Raw genomic sequence first — 15,288 nt, forward strand, 5'->3', positions numbered from 1 at the left:
GAGCGGGCAATTGGGAAAAGAACCTCACCCGCAACAGCGCGGGGAGCACGACAGCGAACACCCCGTACCGGCGCGTACGAGAAGGAGGTCCGGACATGGCAGCGGGCGCCCCCCGGATCTTCGTCTCCCACCTCGCCGGAGTCGCCGTCTTCGACCCCAACGGCGACACCGTGGGCCGGGTGCGCGACATGGTCGTCATGCTGCGGGTCGGCCGCAAGCCGCCCCGGTTGCTCGGGCTGGTCGTCGAACTCACCACCCGGCGCCGGATCTTCCTGCCCATGACCCGGGTGACCAGCATCGAGTCGGGCGAGGTCCTCAGCACCGGCGTGCTGAACGTCCGCCGCTTCGAACAACGGCCCACCGAACGGCTCGTCTTCGGCGAACTGCTCGACCGGCGCGTCACGCTCACCGAGACCGGCGAGGAGGTCACCGTCCTCGACCTGTCCGTGCGGCAGCTGCCGGCCCGCCGGGACTGGGAGATCGACCGGATCTTCGTGCAGAAGGGCCGGAAGTCGGGCGCCTTCCGGCGCGGCAGGGGCGAGAAGCTGACCGTGGAGTGGTCGGCGGTCACCGGCTTCTCCCTGGAGGAGCACGGGCAGGGCGCCGAGAGCCTCCTCGCCACCTTCGAACAGCTGCGCCCGGCCGACCTGGCGAACGTCCTGCACCACCTGTCCGCGAAGCGCCGCGCGGAGGTCGCCGCCGCCCTCGACGACGACCGGCTCGCCGACGTCCTGGAGGAGCTGCCGGAGGACGACCAGATCGAGATCCTCGGCAAGCTGAAGGAGGAGCGCGCCGCGGACGTCCTGGAGGCCATGGACCCCGACGACGCCGCCGACCTGCTCTCCGAACTGCCGGAGGAGGACAAGGAGCGGCTGCTGAGCCTGATGGAACCCGACGACGCCGCCGACATGCGCCGGCTGATGGCGTACGAGGAGCACACGGCGGGCGGGCTGATGACGACCGAGCCGATCGTGCTGCGGCCCGACGCGACCGTCGCCGACGCCCTCGCCCGGGTCCGCAACCGCGACCTCTCCCCCGCCCTCGCCGCCCAGGTCTACGTGTGCCGTCCGCCCGACGAGACGCCGACCGGCAAGTACCTGGGGACGGTCCACTTCCAGCGGCTGCTGCGCGACCCCCCGTACACGCTGGTCAGCGCGCTCCTCGACGACGACCTGCAGACCCTCGCCCCGGGCGCGACGCTGCCCGTGATCGCCGGGTTCTTCGCGACGTACGACATGGTCGCGGCGCCCGTCGTCGACGAGGCGGGCTCGCTGCTCGGCGCGGTGACGGTGGACGACGTGCTGGACCACATGCTGCCCGAGGACTGGCGGGAGACCGAGTTCCACCTGGCCGAGGGGGAGGTGGCCGATGGCTCCCGAGCGTGACCCCGCCCGCGTCGAGCGCGGCCCGGCCGGCGCCACGGCGACGACCCGCCCCCGGGTCCGGCTGGACCAGCCGCGCCCGCCCAGGCGCCGGATCCTGCCCGAGTGGGACCCCGAGGCCTTCGGACGGCTCTCGGAGCGCATCGCGCGGTTCCTGGGCACCGGACGGTTCATCGTCTGGATGACGATCGTCATCATCGTGTGGGTGCTGTGGAACATCTTCGCTCCACGTGACCTGCGCTTCGACAACTATCCCTTCATCTTCCTGACGCTGATGCTGTCGCTCCAGGCCTCCTACGCGGCCCCGCTGATCCTGCTCGCGCAGAACCGCCAGGACGACCGCGACCGGGTCAACCTGGAGCAGGACCGCAAGCAGAACGAGCGGTCCATCGCGGACACCGAGTACCTCACCCGGGAGATCGCCGCCCTGCGGATCGGGCTCGGCGAGGTCGCCACCCGCGACTGGATCCGCTCCGAACTCCAGGACATGGTGAAGGAACTCGAGGGGCTGCGGGACGGTCACGTCGTATTCCCGGCGGAACGGTCGCGCGGACGTGACGTAGACGACCGCTGACGGCCATGCCAAGGCTCCAGCGGGGCGCCGTACCATCGTCCTCATGGCTACGGAAGACGCGGTGCGTGAAGCACTGGCGACGGTGAACGACCCCGAGATCAACCGCCCCATCACCGAACTCGGGATGGTCAAGTCGGTGGACGTCGGCGCGGACGGGGCGGTCGCGGTCACCGTGTACCTGACGGTCTCCGGCTGCCCGATGCGCGAGACGATCACGCAACGCGTCACCGAGGCGGTCTCCGGCGTCGACGGCGTCACGCGGGTCGACGTGACGCTGGACGTGATGAGCGACGAGCAGCGCAAGGAGCTGGCCTCCGCGCTGCGCGGCGGCCAGACCGAGCGCGAGGTGCCCTTCGCCAAGCCGGGCTCGCTCACGCGCGTGTACGCGGTCGCGTCCGGCAAGGGCGGCGTCGGCAAGTCCTCGGTGACGGTGAACCTGGCGGCGGCGATGGCGGCCGACGGCCTGAAGGTGGGCGTCGTCGACGCCGACATCTACGGCCACAGCGTGCCGCGCATGCTGGGCGCGGAGGGCCGTCCCACCCAGGTCGAGAACATGATCATGCCGCCGTCGGCGAACGGCGTGAAGGTCATCTCGATCGGCATGTTCACACCCGGCAACGCCCCGGTCGTCTGGCGCGGCCCGATGCTGCACCGCGCGCTCCAGCAGTTCCTGGCCGACGTGTACTGGGGCGACCTCGACGTCCTGCTGCTGGACCTCCCGCCGGGCACCGGCGACATCGCCATCTCGGTGGCCCAGCTGGTCCCGAACGCGGAGATCCTGGTCGTCACCACGCCCCAGCAGGCCGCCGCCGAGGTGGCCGAGCGCGCGGGCTCGATCGCCGTCCAGACCCACCAGAAGATCGTCGGCGTCGTCGAGAACATGTCCGGGCTGCCCTGCCCGCACTGCGGCGAGATGGTCGACGTCTTCGGCACCGGCGGCGGCCAGAGCGTCGCGGACGGTCTGACCCGCACGACGGGCACCTCGGTGCCGGTCCTCGGCTCCATCCCCATCGACGTCCGCCTGCGCGAGGGCGGCGACGAGGGCAAGCCGGTCGTCCTCACCGACCCGGACTCCCCGGCGGGCTCCGCCCTGCGGGCCATCGCGGGCAAGCTGGGCGGCCGTCAGCGCGGTCTGTCGGGCCTGTCCCTCGGCATCACCCCGAAGAACAAGTTCTGACCCGTCGTCCGAACACGATCTCCGACCCTTCGTACGACCGCGGGGGCGCCGTCCGTCAGGACCGCGCCCCCGTCGTCGTCACCGCCGCTACGCGTACTCGGCGATGTCCTTGATCACGGCGAAGCCGAGCCCGTACGCGCTCATGCCCCTCCCGTACGCCCCCACGTGCACCCCTTCCCGGGTCGAGCCGGCCAGCACCCAGCCGAACTCGGACTCGCGGTAGTGGAAGGGGGTCGGCACGCCGTCGACCGGCAGGGACAGCGTGGACCAGTCCGGGCCGGACAGGTCGTCGGCCAGTACCCACGCCGTCTCGGTCTGCTGCTCCAGCCAGTCGTCGCGCAGGCTGTGGTCCATCTGGCCCGGCCAGGTGAAGGACAGCAGTCCCACTCCCGCCAGCCAGGCCGCCGAGGACACCGAGGTGGCCTCCAGCAGCCCCGTGCCGTCCGCGCTGCGCCGGTCGGGGTTCGCGGCGACGGTCACGACGACCGCGAACTTCCCGCGGTCCTCCCCCGCCGTCTCGTGCCGCACGGAGGGCTCGTCACCGTGCCCGATCGAACCGTGCTCGACGGCACCGTCGGCCGCCGTGCCGACCTGCATCAGCCAGCGCGGTCCCGTGAAGGCCTCGTCGAGGCCGTACCAGGGGAACGGCGCCTCCAGGTATCCGTCGACCGTGCGCCGGGCGGAGGGGACCTGTTGTCCGCCCTCCGCGGCCGGCGCCTGCACGACTGCCCGACTCGTCGTCTCCATGTGCCCGGACGCCTCCTCGCTCTCGCCGGACCGTACGGCCCGCCCCCCTTCGGGCGGCGTTGCCCTTTTGGGTACGGCCCGCACAACAACCAGGCAGCATAGCCACCTCACTCGTGGCTGCGGGGAAGCCGCCCGGCGCGGGGGACGTGCGCCCCCTCACATCCGGGGACGCGGGAGGCTCAGGTGGCGTCCGCGTCGAAGGGCGGGCGGTCGTCCCTGCCCGGCTCCTCCGGCTTCTTCGTCATGTCGATCCGGCCGCCGGACGAGCCGGACGAGGACGAGGAGGACTCCTGGTCGCGGCTGTGGACGGCGTCCGTGACCTCGGCCATCTCCTTCTTCAGGTCGAAGCCGTTGCGGATCTCCTTCAGCCCCAGGTCCTCGTTGTCCAGCTGCTTGCGGATGAAGGTCTTGGGGTTGAGGTCCTCGAACTCGAAGTCCTTGAACTCCGGGCCGAGTTCCTGCCGGATGTCCTGCTTGGCGCTCTCGGAGAACTCGCGGATCTTCCGGATCGTGCGCATCACGTCCTGGATGACCTTCGGGAGCTTGTCCGGACCGAAGACGAGCACGGCCAGGACGATGATCGTCACCAGCTCGAGCGCCCCTATGTCATTGAACACCTGAAGCTCCTTGCGATGTCCGCGGTCCTCGGTGGCCCTGGCGGCCCTCGGTGGTGGGTGCGGGTCTTCCGTGGTCCGGGCCGGGTCCACGGTACCTGTCGCACCTGTCCGACCGGTACCGTCCCGAGGTGTCCGGCTGGTTGCGGGCGGCCTGTTTCCGCGTGGTCCGCCCGGTGGGGCGGCACGCGGGCGGCCGGACTGTGAGGTTTCTGTGAATCGGCCGGGGTGCCGGCCGGCTCAGCCGCTGTCGGAGGAGCCGAGCACGAGGGGAAGGGTCCGTTCCTCTCCGTCGCGTTCGACGGTCAGCTCCAGGCGGTCGCCGGGGCGGTGCGCGCGGATCTTCACGATCAGTTCCTCGCCGGAGTGGACGGGCCGGCCGTCGACCGCGGTGATGACGTCCCCGGGCCGGATGCCGGCCCGGTCGCCGGGGCCGCCGGCGGTCACCGGATCGCTCCCGCCACCGTCCTCGGTGCCGACGCGGGCGCCGTCGCCCGAGTAGTCCATGTCGAGGGTCACACCGATGACCGGATGGGTCGCCCTGCCGGTGTTGATCAGCTCCTCGGCGACGCGCTTGCCCTGATTGACCGGGATGGCGAAACCCAGGCCGATCGAACCGGCCTGGCCGCCGTCGGGAGCGGTGCCGTCGGCGGCGGAGCGGATGGCCGAGTTGATACCGACGACCTGGCCCCGCGCGTCGAGGAGGGGGCCGCCGGAGTTGCCCGGGTTGATGGGCGCGTCGGTCTGCAGGGCGTCCACGTAGGACACGTCGCTCGCGTCGCCGCTCTCGCCGCCGGCGGTGATGGGCCGTTCCTTGGCGCTGATGATGCCCGAGGTGACGGTGCCCTCCAGGTCGAAGGGGGCGCCGATGGCGACGACCGGGTCGCCGACCCGGACGTTGTCGGAGTTGCCGAGGGGCAGGGGCTTCAGACCCCGCACGCCGGTCACCTTCACCACGGCGAGGTCGTACCCGCTGTCCTTGCCGACGACCTCGGCCTCGGCGGTCCGGCCGCCGTTGAAGACGACGGATATCCCGCCGCCGGACCCGGCGGGCTCGACGACATGGCTGTTGGTGAGGATGTGCCCCCGGGTGTCGAGCACGAAGCCGGTGCCGGTGGCGCCCGCCTCGCTGCCGCCCACGTGCAGGGTGACGACGCCGGGCAGGGCACGGGCGGCGATCCCGGCGACACCGTCCGCGTCCCGGCCGCCCGCTTCGACGGGGGCCTGCGGCAGCTCCACGGCCCCCATGCCGCCGTTCCGCTCCAGGTACACCCCGACGCCCCCGCCGATCCCGCCGGAGAGCAGAGCGAGCAGCAGGGCCCCGCCGGCCAGGCTCCGCCGCCGACGCCGACGCAGTTGCTCCCGGCCGGCGACCGCGGCCCCGGTCTGCTGAAGCGGCCCGGCGGCCACGGGACCGCCGGCCCAGGGGTCGTAGCGGCGCCACGGGTCGACGGGGGCCGTGGCGGTCGGGGCGGGCCTGGAGTGCGCCTCGGGGGCCGTGGCGGGGACGCCGGGGGCGCCCGGCACGGGCTGAGGTGCCACGGGGGCGGACACCGGGGCGGGCGGCACCGTGTCCGAGGCAGGCGCGCCCGGCACACCGGGGACGGAATCGGGCGACGGCGCATGGGGGACGCCCACAGCCGTGCCGGGGACCCCGGGCACGGCCGGAGGCGTCACGAAGGCGCCCGTACCGGGGACGCCGGGGGTGGACGAGTCGGCGGTGGGCGTGCCGGGGACGGGCGGACCGGAGACCAGCGGACCCGAGGCGGACGGACCGGAGACCAGCGGACCCGAGGCGGGAGCGGGCGCGGCCGGGGGCGGCACCGTCGCGTCCACGGCGGCCGTGCCGGGGGCCGGTGTCGCCGCGGGGTGCTGGACGGGCGGTGCGGGCGCCCAGGGGCCGGGTTCGCCGTACGGCGGGGTGCCGTAGGGGTCGGGATCGTGCAGGGGCTTGGGACGGTCGGTGACGGCCGGGGGCTGGGGCGTCGGCTCCGCCGGCCGCGCGGGACCGCCCGCAGGGGTCACGAACCCGGTGGCCCCGCCCGCAGGGGTGGCGGACCCGGTGGCCCCGCCCGCAGGGGTCGGAGCCGTGTCCGCGCCGGAGGTGACGCGCTCCGGCCCCTCGATGGCAACGGGGTGTGCCGCCGGGCGGTGGTCGGGCGTGACGTCGCCGTCGGGAAACGGGCGGGGCCGATCCGCCACGGCCTTCTCCGCGTCCTGCGCGGGACGGGCCAGCTGATAGTCGCCCTCGGAGATCACGCCCCGCGCAGGCCCGCTCGGCGACTCCCCGCCGGTCCGCCCGGCAGGGCTCCCCTCGACCGGGCCGCCCTCGACCGGTTCGTCCCCGGCCGGGTGCCCCGCCGTCGCGCTCGGGTCGTTCCCGTTCGCCCGCCCGGCAGGGCTTTCTGTGGGCTTGCCCTCGTTCATGCTCTCCCCGCGGTCAGGCTCGCGCTCCGCCCCGCGCCGCGTGGGCGCGGTTCACCCTGGATTCAACCAGGTTCACGGATCAGGGGGCCTGGTGCGGCGACGGGGTGGGGGCGGAGGTGTCGTCGGGGACGGGTGCGGCGAGCAGGCCGGGGGAGGCGATCTCCGGGGTGGTGGTCCAGGAGGTCAGCGAGACCGGCGGGGTGGCGTCGAGCGGTCGTATCAGAGGGGACATGGCGGCGGCGCCGGCCATCACGGGTGTGGTCAGCCGGTGCAGCGACTGCTCGGGGTGGACCGCCGGGGACGGCACTCCGGGCAGCAGCGGGGCGGAGACCTGGGTCGGGGCGACCGACGTCTCGCCGAACATCTGCCCGCCCTGCGCGAGCAGGGGCCCGACGCCACGGCGGCGCTGGCTCTCGGAGGTCGTCGCGGAGCCACCGCCCGGTGTGCGGGTGGGCGTCACGTTGCTGCCCGCGCCGCCGCGGGCGTCCGTGTCGGCCGGGACGCCGGTGTTCATGCCGCCGAGGGCGATCGCCGCCAGCGACACCGCGCCGGCGGCGACGAAGGCGAACCGCAGCCCACGCGAACGCTCGGTGTCGGACCGGCCGGCCAGGTGGCCACCGAAGCCGCGCCCGGTGGTGGGGGTGAGTACGGAGCCGTGGTCGCGTGTCGGGACGTAGCCGAACTCGAAGGGCTCGTCCCGTCTCGCTCCGAAGACTCCGGGCGCTCCGGGGCGGGCCCCGAATCTGTCGCCGAGGCCTCCACCGAGGGGCGGCAGGCCGGCATTGCCCGGGTCGCCTCCTGCGGGCAGACCCTGAAGGCGTGCCAGGAAGCTCTCCGAAGGGGCGGGCGGGGTCACTTCCGCGAAGACGTTCTTCAGCCTGCGCTGCGCGTCGACCTCTGCCTTGCATTTGGAGCAGGTCGCCACGTGCGCCAGCACACGCTCGCGGGTGTCATGGCCCAGCTCGCCGTCCACGAGGGCGGAGAGCCGGTCACCGAGGTGCTGCTCGGCCGGGGTAGGACGGGTTCCACTCACGCGGTCGCGCCCCCTCCTCCCAGAACGGGGACACGGGCCACGAACGAGCGGCGCTCGGAGCGCGCCTCGGGTGAGCGGTGCGCCAGTGCCTTGCGCAGCTGCGAGCGGCCGCGGTGGATCCGCGAGCGGACCGTGCCGAGCTTGACGCCGAGGGTCGCGGCGATCTCCTCGTAGGACAGTCCCTCGATGTCGCACAGGACGACCGCGGCGCGGAACTCGGGTGCGAGGGTGTCGAGGGCCTGCTGGACGTCCGCGTCGAAGTGGGCGTCGTTGAAGATCTGCTGCGGCGTGGGCTCCTTGCTGGCCAGTCGCTCGGCCGCGTCGTCGCCGAGCGAGTCGAAGCGGATGCGCTGCTTGCGGCGGACCATGTCCAGGAAGAGGTTGGTGGTGATGCGGTGCAGCCAGCCCTCGAAGGTGCCCGGCGTGTACGTCGACAGCGAGCGGAAGACGCGGACGAAGACCTCCTGGGTGAGGTCCTCGGCGTCGTGCTGGTTACCGGTGAGGCGGTAGGCGAGCCGGTAGACGCGGCCGCTGTGCATGCTGACGATCTCCTCCCACGTGGGCGGAGTCCACGCCTGCCCGTCCGCGTCGGTGGAGAAGGTCGCGGTCTGGGCGGGGCCGGCACCAGGGCCGGCGGCGTGGCTGTGGTCAGCGGTGTCGTTCACGGATTTCGGCCTGCCTGCCGAACCGAGAAAGCGCCGCAGCGCTCCTCCCCGATCCACAGGTGCAGCCGCACCTCCCCTGTCGGCTCTGGTGGTGTCCAGCGGAGCCCCTACCATAGCCACCTCGCCCGTTAGCTCCGGATAAGCGGTTTTACGAGAATTTGATCTGGGCTGATACGGCTCATACGACTGCGTCAGCACTTGCTCGGCATCCCGTCGGTCGTCGTGATCCAACCGTGTCCCCCTCAGTCCGTCCCACCTCTTCAAACGCGCGGTCCCATCTGCGGGTTCCCGGCGCCAACGGATACAGTCACGCCCAGGCAACCACGGGGACAGGAGAGGGTCATTACCGGCAACCGGCAGACGAGCTGGGCGTTCGCCGACGCCTATGTCGCCGAGGACGAAGCACTGCTGTGGGCCCGTGACCGGGCCCGCGAAGCGGGGCTGCGCTCGGTGTCGCCCAGCACGGGCGCCGCGCTGCGGTTGCTCGCCGCCACCGTGGACGCCAAGGCGGTCGCGGAGATCGGTACCGGTACCGGCGTCTCGGGTATCCACCTGCTGCACGGCATGCGCCCGGACGGCGTCCTGACGACCGTCGACCTCGAACCGGAGCACCAGCAGTTCGCCCGGCAGGCCTTCCGGGCCTGCGGGTTCGCCAGCAACCGGGCCCGCTTCATCCCCGGCAGCGCGCTGGACGTCCTGCCGCGGCTCGCGGACGCCGGCTACGACCTCGTCTTCTGCGACGGCGACCGGCTCGAGGTCATGGACTACCTCGCCGAATCGTTGCGTCTGCTGCGGCAGGGGGGTCTGGTGGTGTTCGAGGGCGTGTTCGCGAACGGCCGGACGGTCGACTCGGGCCCGCAGCCCACCGAGGTCATCAGGGTGCGCGAGCTGCTGCGCGCGGTGCACGAGAGCCAGGAGCTGGTGCCGTCGCTGCTGCCGGTGGGCGACGGCCTGCTCTGCGCGGTCAAGCGGTAGCCGCGCCGACCGAGGCCCCGCGCGTCACGACCACCCGCCCGCACGAGGCCGTGCGACCCCCCGCCCGCACGGAGCCCTGCGACCGCCTGCCCGCACGAGGCCCTGCGACCCGCCTGCACCGCTGCCCGCACCCGGGCGGTCCGCCCGGGTGCCTGCCCGCTCCTGGCCGGTCCGCTCGTACGCCTGCCCGCCCGGTACGCCGTTCGGGTCACGGCTCCCCGGACTCCCTTGCGGAGAGCGGAAAAAGGTCTCCCCGGCACCCTGAAGGTGCCGGGGAGACCTGTTTCCGCAAGGGGTGTGGTCGCTTGCGCGTCAGCCGACGACCTTCTTGAGGGCGTCGCCGAGCGCGTCGGCCTCGTCAGGGGTCAGCTCGACGACGAGCCGACCGCCGCCTTCGAGCGGAACGCGCATGACGATGCCCCGCCCCTCCTTGGTCACCTCGAGCGGGCCATCGCCCGTCCGCGGCTTCATGGCCGCCATGCTCGTTCCCCTTCCTGAAACCAGCTCATCGTCAAAGCCGACGGCCCATGAAGGGCAAGGCGCGGCCCAGCATGGGACCCACGACACCGGCATCGAACACATTGCTTCCCAGCCATTATCCCGCATCAAAGGACCCGATGACCAACATCGGTAGGCATCGCTTGGGCAACGCGCGCGAGCAAAACCACTCAATTCGGCGGTGTGACTGCGATACTGCGCGCCCGCACGGACTTCCGCCCACCGGAAATCGTCCGGATTTCTTTGACGCAGGTCACACGTCCCGCGCGCTCGGCGTCCTTCATGCTGTCCTTCGGACACTGCGTACTGGTCAGTACGCCAGCCGTGACACCGGAGGGGACATTCCATGACCGACACCGTGCTCTACGAGGTGAGCGACGGACTCGCGACGATCACCCTGAACCGCCCGGAGGCGATGAACGCGCTGAACATCGCGACCAAGGTCGCCCTGCGGGAGGCGGTGGAGTCCGCGGCGGCCGACGACGCCGTACGGGCCGTGCTGCTGACCGCGGCGGGTGAGCGGGCCTTCTGCGTGGGCCAGGACCTCAAGGAGCACATCGGGCTGCTGATCGAGGGCTCGGGCGAAATCATGAGCACGGTCAAGGAGCACTACAACCCGGTCGTGCGGGCGCTGACCGAGGCGCCGAAGCCGGTGGTCGCCGCCGTGAACGGGGTCGCCGCCGGGGCCGGTTTCGGTTTCGCGCTGGCCGCCGACTACCGGATCGTGGCGGACACCGCGTCCTTCAACACCTCGTTCGCGGGGGTCGCGCTGACCGCCGACTCGGGCGTCTCCTGGACCCTGCCGCGCGTGGTGGGCCCGGGCCGGGCCACCGACCTGCTGCTGTTCCCCCGCAACGTCAAGGCGCAGGAGGCGTACGAGCTGGGGATCGCCAACCGGGTCGTACCGGCGGACGAGCTGCGCGCCGAGGCCGAGAAGGTCGCGCGGGCGCTGGCCGAGGGGCCGACGGTCGCCTACTCGGCGCTGAAGGAGGCCGTGGCGTACGGGCTCTCCCACTCGCTGGCCCAGACGCTGGAGAAGGAGGACGAGCTGCAGACCCGGGCGGGGGCCTCGGAGGACCACACGATCGCCGTGCGGGCGTTCGTGAACAAGGAGAAGCCGAAGTACCTGGGCCGCTGAGGTTCAGCTGCCGGGCGCCGGGCCGCGGGTTCGTCGCGCGGCCCTCCGCGTCCCTCACGGGGCGCTTCTCGACACGCAGGCCGCCAGGTGGTCGTCCACCAGCCCGCAGGCCTGCATCAGCGCGTACGCCGTCGTCGGGCCCACGAAGCGCAGGCCCCGCTTCTTGAGCGCCTTCGACAGGGCGGTCGACTCCGGGGTGACCGCAGGGACGTCCGCGAGGATCTTGGGTACCGGGCGGGTCGCCGCGTCCGGGGCGTGGGACCAGATCAGTTCGTCGAGGTCGCCCGGGGACCAGCCGGCCAGCACGCGCGCGTTGGCGAGCGTGGCGTCGATCTTGGCGCGGTTGCGGATGATGCCGGTGTCGGCGAGCAGGCGGGTGCGGTCCTCGTCGGTGAAGGCGGCGACCGCGTCGATCTCGAAGTCGGCGAAGGCGGTGCGGAAGCCGGTGCGGCGGCGCAGGATGGTGATCCAGGACAGACCGGACTGGAAGGCCTCCAGGCTGAGGCGTTCGAAGAGGGCCTGGTCGCCGTGGACCGGGCGGCCCCACTCCTCGTCGTGGTACGTCATGTAGTCCGCCGCGGACAGGGCCCAGGGGCAGCGGGGCGCTCCGTCGGGGCCGGCGAGGGCGGCGCCGTCGCTCACTGCTGCTCCTCCCGCGCGGACTTGTCCATGGAGACGTGCGGCTCGGGCTCCCGGGCGGCCGAGAGCGCGGACTCCAGTTCGCCGATGCGGGCGTCGCGCTCGGAGAGTTCGGCGCCGAGGCGGTTGAGGGCGTCGTCGACGTCGGCCATGCGGTAGCCGCGGGCGGCGAGCGGGAAGCGGAGCCGGTCGACGTCGGACCGGTCGACGGGGCGGTCGGGAGGCAGCGGGTCGTGCAGCCTCTCGGGCGCGACCTCCGGCAGCGGACCGGTGCCCTCGCCGCCGCCCACCACGGCGAGTGTCACCGCGGCCACCACGACGGCGAGGGCGATGACCAGGAAGAAGAACATAACCATCGGTGGGTCCCCACGCTCGCTGTGCTCGTTGTCGGATGTGTCAGGGTCCGATCGTGCCATGAGGGTGTGACCGTTAGGGTCGCAGGCGGCGGATGTCAGGGACGTACGAGGAGAGGTCACAGGGGATGCTCAGGCTGGGCGGGCGGGAATTCGGCACCCACGAGCCGGTGATCATGGCGATCGTGAACCGGACCCCCGACTCCTTCTACGACCGGGGCGCGACCTTCCGTGACGAGCCGGCCCTCGCGCGCGTGGAGCAGGCGGTGGCCGAGGGCGCCGCGATCATCGACATCGGCGGGGTCAAGGCCGGGCCCGGCGAGGAGGTCACGGCCGAGGAGGAGGCGCGTCGCACGGTCGGTTTCGTGGCCGAGGTGCGGCGGCGTTTCCCGGATGTCGTGATCAGCGTGGACACCTGGCGGGCCGAGGTCGGCGAGGCGGTCTGCGAGGCGGGCGCGGATCTGCTCAACGACGCCTGGGGCGGGGTCGAACCGCGGCTGGCCGAGGTCGCGGCGCGCTACGAGGCCGGGCTGGTCTGCACGCACGCGGGCGGCACGGAGCCCCGGACGCGGCCGCACCGGGTGGCGTACGACGACGTCATGGCCGACATCCTGGAGGTGACCGTGGGGCTGGCGGAGCGGGCGGCCGGGCTGGGGGTGCCGCGGGAGTCGATCCTGATCGATCCGGGGCACGACTTCGGCAAGAACACGCGGCACAGCCTGGAGGCGACGCGGCGGCTGGGGGAGATGGTGGAGACGGGGTGGCCGGTGCTGGTGTCGCTGTCCAACAAGGACTTCGTCGGGGAGACGCTGGACCGGCCCGTCAAGGAGCGGGTGGTGGGGACGCTGGCCACCACCGCGGTGTCCGCCTGGCTGGGGGCGCAGGTGTACCGGGTGCACGAGGTCGCCGAGACGCGGCAGGTGCTGGACATGGTGGCGTCCATCGCGGGGCACCGGGAGCCGGCGGTGGCCCGGCGGGGGCTGGCGTAGTTCTCGCGCGCCCCCGCCGTCGGCCGGAAGGACCGGCCCGACCGCTCCGACCGCTCCGACCGCTCCGACCGCTCCGACCGGCCCTAGCGGCTCGTCTCCTTCGAGACCAGGGCCACCGCTTCCGCCACGTCGTCCGTGACGTGGAAGAGGAGGAGGTCCTTCTCCGAGGCCTTGCCCTGGGCGATCAGGGTGTTCTGCAGCCAGTCGACCAGGCCGCCCCAGTACTCCGTGCCGAAGAGGACGATCGGGAAGCGCGTGACCTTCTGGGTCTGGACGAGGGTGAGGGCCTCGAAGAGTTCGTCCAGGGTGCCGAGGCCGCCGGGCAGGACGACGAAGCCCTGCGCGTACTTCACGAACATCATCTTGCGGACGAAGAAGTACCGGAAGTTCAGGCCGATGTCGACGTAGGGGTTCAGTCCCTGCTCGAAGGGCAGTTCGATGCCGAGGCCCACCGAGACTCCGCCCGCCTCGCTGGCACCCCTGTTGGCCGCCTCCATGGCGCCGGGGCCGCCGCCGGTGATGACCGCCCAGCCGGCCTCGACCAGCGCGCGTCCGAGCCGCACGCCCGCCTCGTACTCGAGGGAGTCCACCGCCGTCCGGGCGGAGCCGAACACGCTGATGGCGGGAGGGAGTTCGGCGAGGGTGCCGAAGCCCTCGATGAACTCGGACTGGATGCGCAGGACCCGCCAGGGGTCGGTGTGGACCCAGTCGGAGGGGGCGCGCTCGTCCAGCAGCCGCTGGTCGGTGGTGCTCGTCTGCACCTGATCCCGTCGCCGGAGGACCGGTCCCAGGCGCTGTTCCTCCGGTGGCCGCCGCTCGCCCTCCGGGTTGCCTGTAGCCATGTGAACTCCCTCCGCTTGCAGTCGTTCCACCTCAGCGTAGATCTACGCGGGTTACGGGCGGGGGACGTCGGCGTGTCCGCCGCGAAGCGTCCCCGGGCACGGATGCCCCGTGATCACGCGGTCAGCCAGGCCCGCAGCCGTTCCTCCCCCGCCAGGATCTTCGCGGTCTCCACGCGCTCGTCCCGCCTGTGCGCCAAGTGCGGGTTGCCCGGGCCGTAGTTGACGGCGGGGACGCCGAGCACCGAGAAGCGGGAGACGTCCGTCCAGCCGTACTTGGGCTGCGGGGTGCCGCCCACCGCCTCGACGAAGGCCGCCGCGGCGGGGTGCGAGAGGCCGGGCAGGGCCGCCCCGCTGTGGTCGTCGACGACGAACTCCGCCACCCCGCAGCCGGCGAACACCTCGCGGACGTGGGCGACGGCCTCCTCGGGCGTACGGTCGGGCGCGTAGCGGAAGTTGACGGTCACGACGCACTCGTCGGGGATGACGTTGCCGGCCACTCCGCCGGTGATGCCGACCGCGTTGAGGCCCTCGCGGTACTCCAGGCCGTCGATCACCGGGTGGCGCGGCTCGTACGAGGCGAGGCGGGCCAGGATCGGGGCGGCGGCGTGGATCGCGTTGGAGCCCATCCAGCCGCGCGCGGAGTGCGCCCGCTCGCCGGCGGTCTTCAGCAGGACCCGCAGGGTGCCCTGGCAACCGCCCTCGACCTGGCCGTCGGACGGCTCCAGGAGCACGGCGAAGTCGCCCTCCAGCCACTCCGGGTGCGCCTCGGCGACGTGCCCCAGTCCGTTGAGGTCGGCGGCGACCTCCTCGTTGTCGTAGAAGACGAAGGTCAGGTCGCGGTTGGGCGCGGGGACCGTCGCGGCGATGCGGAGCTGGACGGCGACGCCGGCCTTCATGTCGCAGGTGCCGCAGCCCCACAGGACGCCGTCCGCGTCCAGCCGGGACGGCACGTTGCCGGCGATGGGGACGGTGTCGAGGTGGCCGGCGAGGATCACCCGCTCCGGACGGCCGAGGCGGGTGCGGGCGATCACGTTGTTGCCGTACCGGTCGACGGTGAGGTGCGGCAGCGCGCGCAGGGCCGCCTCGACGGCGTCCGCGAGCGGCTTCTCCGTGCCGCTCTCGGAGGGGAGGTCGACGAGCTGCGCGGTGAGCAGGGCGGCGTCCAGCGTGAGGTCAAGCGGGGTCTCGGCCATGCCGTCGACCCTAACGCGCCGACGGCTCCGCCCGCCCGGCCC

Annotated in this window: 16 protein-coding genes; 6 read left to right on the plus strand and 10 right to left on the minus strand. The window is 72.7% G+C overall.

What is annotated here, in order from left to right; translation table 11 throughout:
* Positions 1-95: 95 nt before the first annotated feature.
* From ACGFQC_RS06295 to ACGFQC_RS06305, 3 genes are read left to right on the plus strand one after another with little or no spacing between them, the layout of a single operon-like run.
* The gene (locus ACGFQC_RS06295) at positions 96-1,385 is read left to right on the plus strand and encodes a magnesium transporter MgtE N-terminal domain-containing protein (protein WP_363092485.1); all 1,290 of its coding nucleotides are present in this window, start codon (positions 96-98) and stop codon (positions 1,383-1,385) included.
* Positions 1,369-1,956, plus strand: coding sequence for a DUF1003 domain-containing protein (locus tag ACGFQC_RS06300; protein ID WP_363092484.1), 588 nt, complete (start codon positions 1,369-1,371; stop codon positions 1,954-1,956). The genes ACGFQC_RS06295 and ACGFQC_RS06300 overlap by 17 nt, the downstream gene beginning before the upstream one ends.
* Before the next feature lie 43 nt (positions 1,957-1,999).
* Positions 2,000-3,133, plus strand: a complete 1,134-nt coding sequence (locus ACGFQC_RS06305) for an Mrp/NBP35 family ATP-binding protein (RefSeq protein ID WP_363092483.1) — start codon at positions 2,000-2,002, stop codon at positions 3,131-3,133.
* Positions 3,134-3,220: 87 nt separating this feature from the next.
* Here ACGFQC_RS06305 and ACGFQC_RS06310 read toward each other — a convergent pair whose 3' ends face one another.
* From ACGFQC_RS06310 to sigE, 5 genes are all read right to left on the minus strand, one after another.
* Entirely contained in the window at positions 3,221-3,880 is a 660-nt protein-coding gene (locus tag ACGFQC_RS06310; protein ID WP_363092482.1) for a hypothetical protein, read from the minus strand.
* A gap of 179 nt (positions 3,881-4,059) precedes the next feature.
* Positions 4,060-4,497 (minus strand): sec-independent translocase, encoded by a 438-nt coding sequence (locus ACGFQC_RS06315; protein WP_363092481.1) that lies wholly within the window; start codon positions 4,495-4,497, stop codon positions 4,060-4,062.
* A gap of 237 nt (positions 4,498-4,734) precedes the next feature.
* Positions 4,735-6,921 (minus strand): trypsin-like peptidase domain-containing protein, encoded by a 2,187-nt coding sequence (locus ACGFQC_RS06320; RefSeq protein WP_363092480.1) that lies wholly within the window; start codon positions 6,919-6,921, stop codon positions 4,735-4,737.
* A 79-nt stretch (positions 6,922-7,000) separates the two neighbouring features.
* Positions 7,001-7,954 carry a zf-HC2 domain-containing protein gene (locus tag ACGFQC_RS06325; protein ID WP_363092479.1) on the minus strand — a complete coding sequence of 318 codons (954 nt, stop codon included), beginning with the start codon at positions 7,952-7,954 and terminating at the stop codon, positions 7,001-7,003.
* On the minus strand, positions 7,951-8,733 hold the full coding sequence (sigE, locus tag ACGFQC_RS06330; RefSeq protein ID WP_363092478.1) for an RNA polymerase sigma factor SigE: 783 nt from the start codon (positions 8,731-8,733) through the stop codon (positions 7,951-7,953). Before sigE ends, ACGFQC_RS06325 begins: the two co-directional genes overlap by 4 nt.
* Before the next feature lie 162 nt (positions 8,734-8,895).
* Here sigE and ACGFQC_RS06335 point away from each other — a divergent pair, with 162 nt between their 5' ends.
* On the plus strand, positions 8,896-9,594 hold the full coding sequence (locus ACGFQC_RS06335) for an O-methyltransferase (RefSeq protein ID WP_363092502.1): 699 nt from the start codon (positions 8,896-8,898) through the stop codon (positions 9,592-9,594).
* 312 nt (positions 9,595-9,906) lie between these two features.
* On the opposite strand, the gene ACGFQC_RS06340 is transcribed toward ACGFQC_RS06335, so the two are convergent.
* Positions 9,907-10,074 (minus strand): DUF3117 domain-containing protein, encoded by a 168-nt coding sequence (locus ACGFQC_RS06340; protein ID WP_003966491.1) that lies wholly within the window; start codon positions 10,072-10,074, stop codon positions 9,907-9,909.
* 364 nt (positions 10,075-10,438) lie between these two features.
* Between ACGFQC_RS06340 and ACGFQC_RS06345 the strand changes: the two genes are divergently transcribed.
* Positions 10,439-11,230 (plus strand): enoyl-CoA hydratase-related protein, encoded by a 792-nt coding sequence (locus ACGFQC_RS06345; RefSeq protein WP_363092477.1) that lies wholly within the window; start codon positions 10,439-10,441, stop codon positions 11,228-11,230.
* Positions 11,231-11,284: 54 nt separating this feature from the next.
* Here ACGFQC_RS06345 and ACGFQC_RS06350 read toward each other — a convergent pair whose 3' ends face one another.
* Positions 11,285-11,872, minus strand: coding sequence for a DNA-3-methyladenine glycosylase I (locus ACGFQC_RS06350; protein WP_363092476.1), 588 nt, complete (start codon positions 11,870-11,872; stop codon positions 11,285-11,287).
* Positions 11,869-12,225 carry a DivIVA domain-containing protein gene (locus ACGFQC_RS06355; RefSeq protein WP_363092475.1) on the minus strand — a complete coding sequence of 119 codons (357 nt, stop codon included), beginning with the start codon at positions 12,223-12,225 and terminating at the stop codon, positions 11,869-11,871. Before ACGFQC_RS06355 ends, ACGFQC_RS06350 begins: the two co-directional genes overlap by 4 nt.
* A gap of 125 nt (positions 12,226-12,350) precedes the next feature.
* Between ACGFQC_RS06355 and folP the strand changes: the two genes are divergently transcribed.
* Positions 12,351-13,211 (plus strand): dihydropteroate synthase, encoded by an 861-nt coding sequence (folP, locus tag ACGFQC_RS06360; RefSeq protein WP_363092474.1) that lies wholly within the window; start codon positions 12,351-12,353, stop codon positions 13,209-13,211.
* 83 nt (positions 13,212-13,294) lie between these two features.
* Here folP and ACGFQC_RS06365 read toward each other — a convergent pair whose 3' ends face one another.
* Positions 13,295-14,053, minus strand: a complete 759-nt coding sequence (locus ACGFQC_RS06365) for a TIGR00730 family Rossman fold protein (RefSeq protein WP_363092473.1) — start codon at positions 14,051-14,053, stop codon at positions 13,295-13,297.
* 113 nt (positions 14,054-14,166) lie between these two features.
* Positions 14,167-15,246 carry a succinyl-diaminopimelate desuccinylase gene (dapE, locus tag ACGFQC_RS06370; RefSeq protein WP_363092472.1) on the minus strand — a complete coding sequence of 360 codons (1,080 nt, stop codon included), beginning with the start codon at positions 15,244-15,246 and terminating at the stop codon, positions 14,167-14,169.
* Positions 15,247-15,288: the final 42 nt, after the last annotated feature.

This window comes from Streptomyces sp. NPDC048734, assembly GCF_043198675.1.
In the GTDB taxonomy this organism is placed as follows: domain Bacteria; phylum Actinomycetota; class Actinomycetes; order Streptomycetales; family Streptomycetaceae; genus Streptomyces.

Excerpts from the sequence above, each read along its gene's own strand:
- ACGFQC_RS06310 (WP_363092482.1), bottom strand. The coding sequence starts at position 3,880 with ATGGAGACGACGAGTCGGGCAGTCGTGCAGGCGCCGGCCGCGGAGGGC.
- ACGFQC_RS06320 (WP_363092480.1), bottom strand. The coding sequence starts at position 6,921 with ATGAACGAGGGCAAGCCCACAGAAAGCCCTGCCGGGCGGGCGAACGGG.
- ACGFQC_RS06295 (WP_363092485.1), top strand. The coding sequence starts at position 96 with ATGGCAGCGGGCGCCCCCCGGATCTTCGTCTCCCACCTCGCCGGAGTC.
- ACGFQC_RS06300 (WP_363092484.1), top strand. The coding sequence starts at position 1,369 with ATGGCTCCCGAGCGTGACCCCGCCCGCGTCGAGCGCGGCCCGGCCGGC.
- ACGFQC_RS06355 (WP_363092475.1), bottom strand. The coding sequence starts at position 12,225 with ATGGTTATGTTCTTCTTCCTGGTCATCGCCCTCGCCGTCGTGGTGGCC.
- ACGFQC_RS06365 (WP_363092473.1), bottom strand. The coding sequence starts at position 14,053 with ATGGCTACAGGCAACCCGGAGGGCGAGCGGCGGCCACCGGAGGAACAG.
- ACGFQC_RS06340 (WP_003966491.1), bottom strand. The coding sequence starts at position 10,074 with ATGGCGGCCATGAAGCCGCGGACGGGCGATGGCCCGCTCGAGGTGACC.
- sigE (WP_363092478.1), bottom strand. The coding sequence starts at position 8,733 with ATGGTAGGGGCTCCGCTGGACACCACCAGAGCCGACAGGGGAGGTGCG.
- folP (WP_363092474.1), top strand. The coding sequence starts at position 12,351 with ATGCTCAGGCTGGGCGGGCGGGAATTCGGCACCCACGAGCCGGTGATC.
- ACGFQC_RS06345 (WP_363092477.1), top strand. The coding sequence starts at position 10,439 with ATGACCGACACCGTGCTCTACGAGGTGAGCGACGGACTCGCGACGATC.
- dapE (WP_363092472.1), bottom strand. The coding sequence starts at position 15,246 with ATGGCCGAGACCCCGCTTGACCTCACGCTGGACGCCGCCCTGCTCACC.
- ACGFQC_RS06305 (WP_363092483.1), top strand. The coding sequence starts at position 2,000 with ATGGCTACGGAAGACGCGGTGCGTGAAGCACTGGCGACGGTGAACGAC.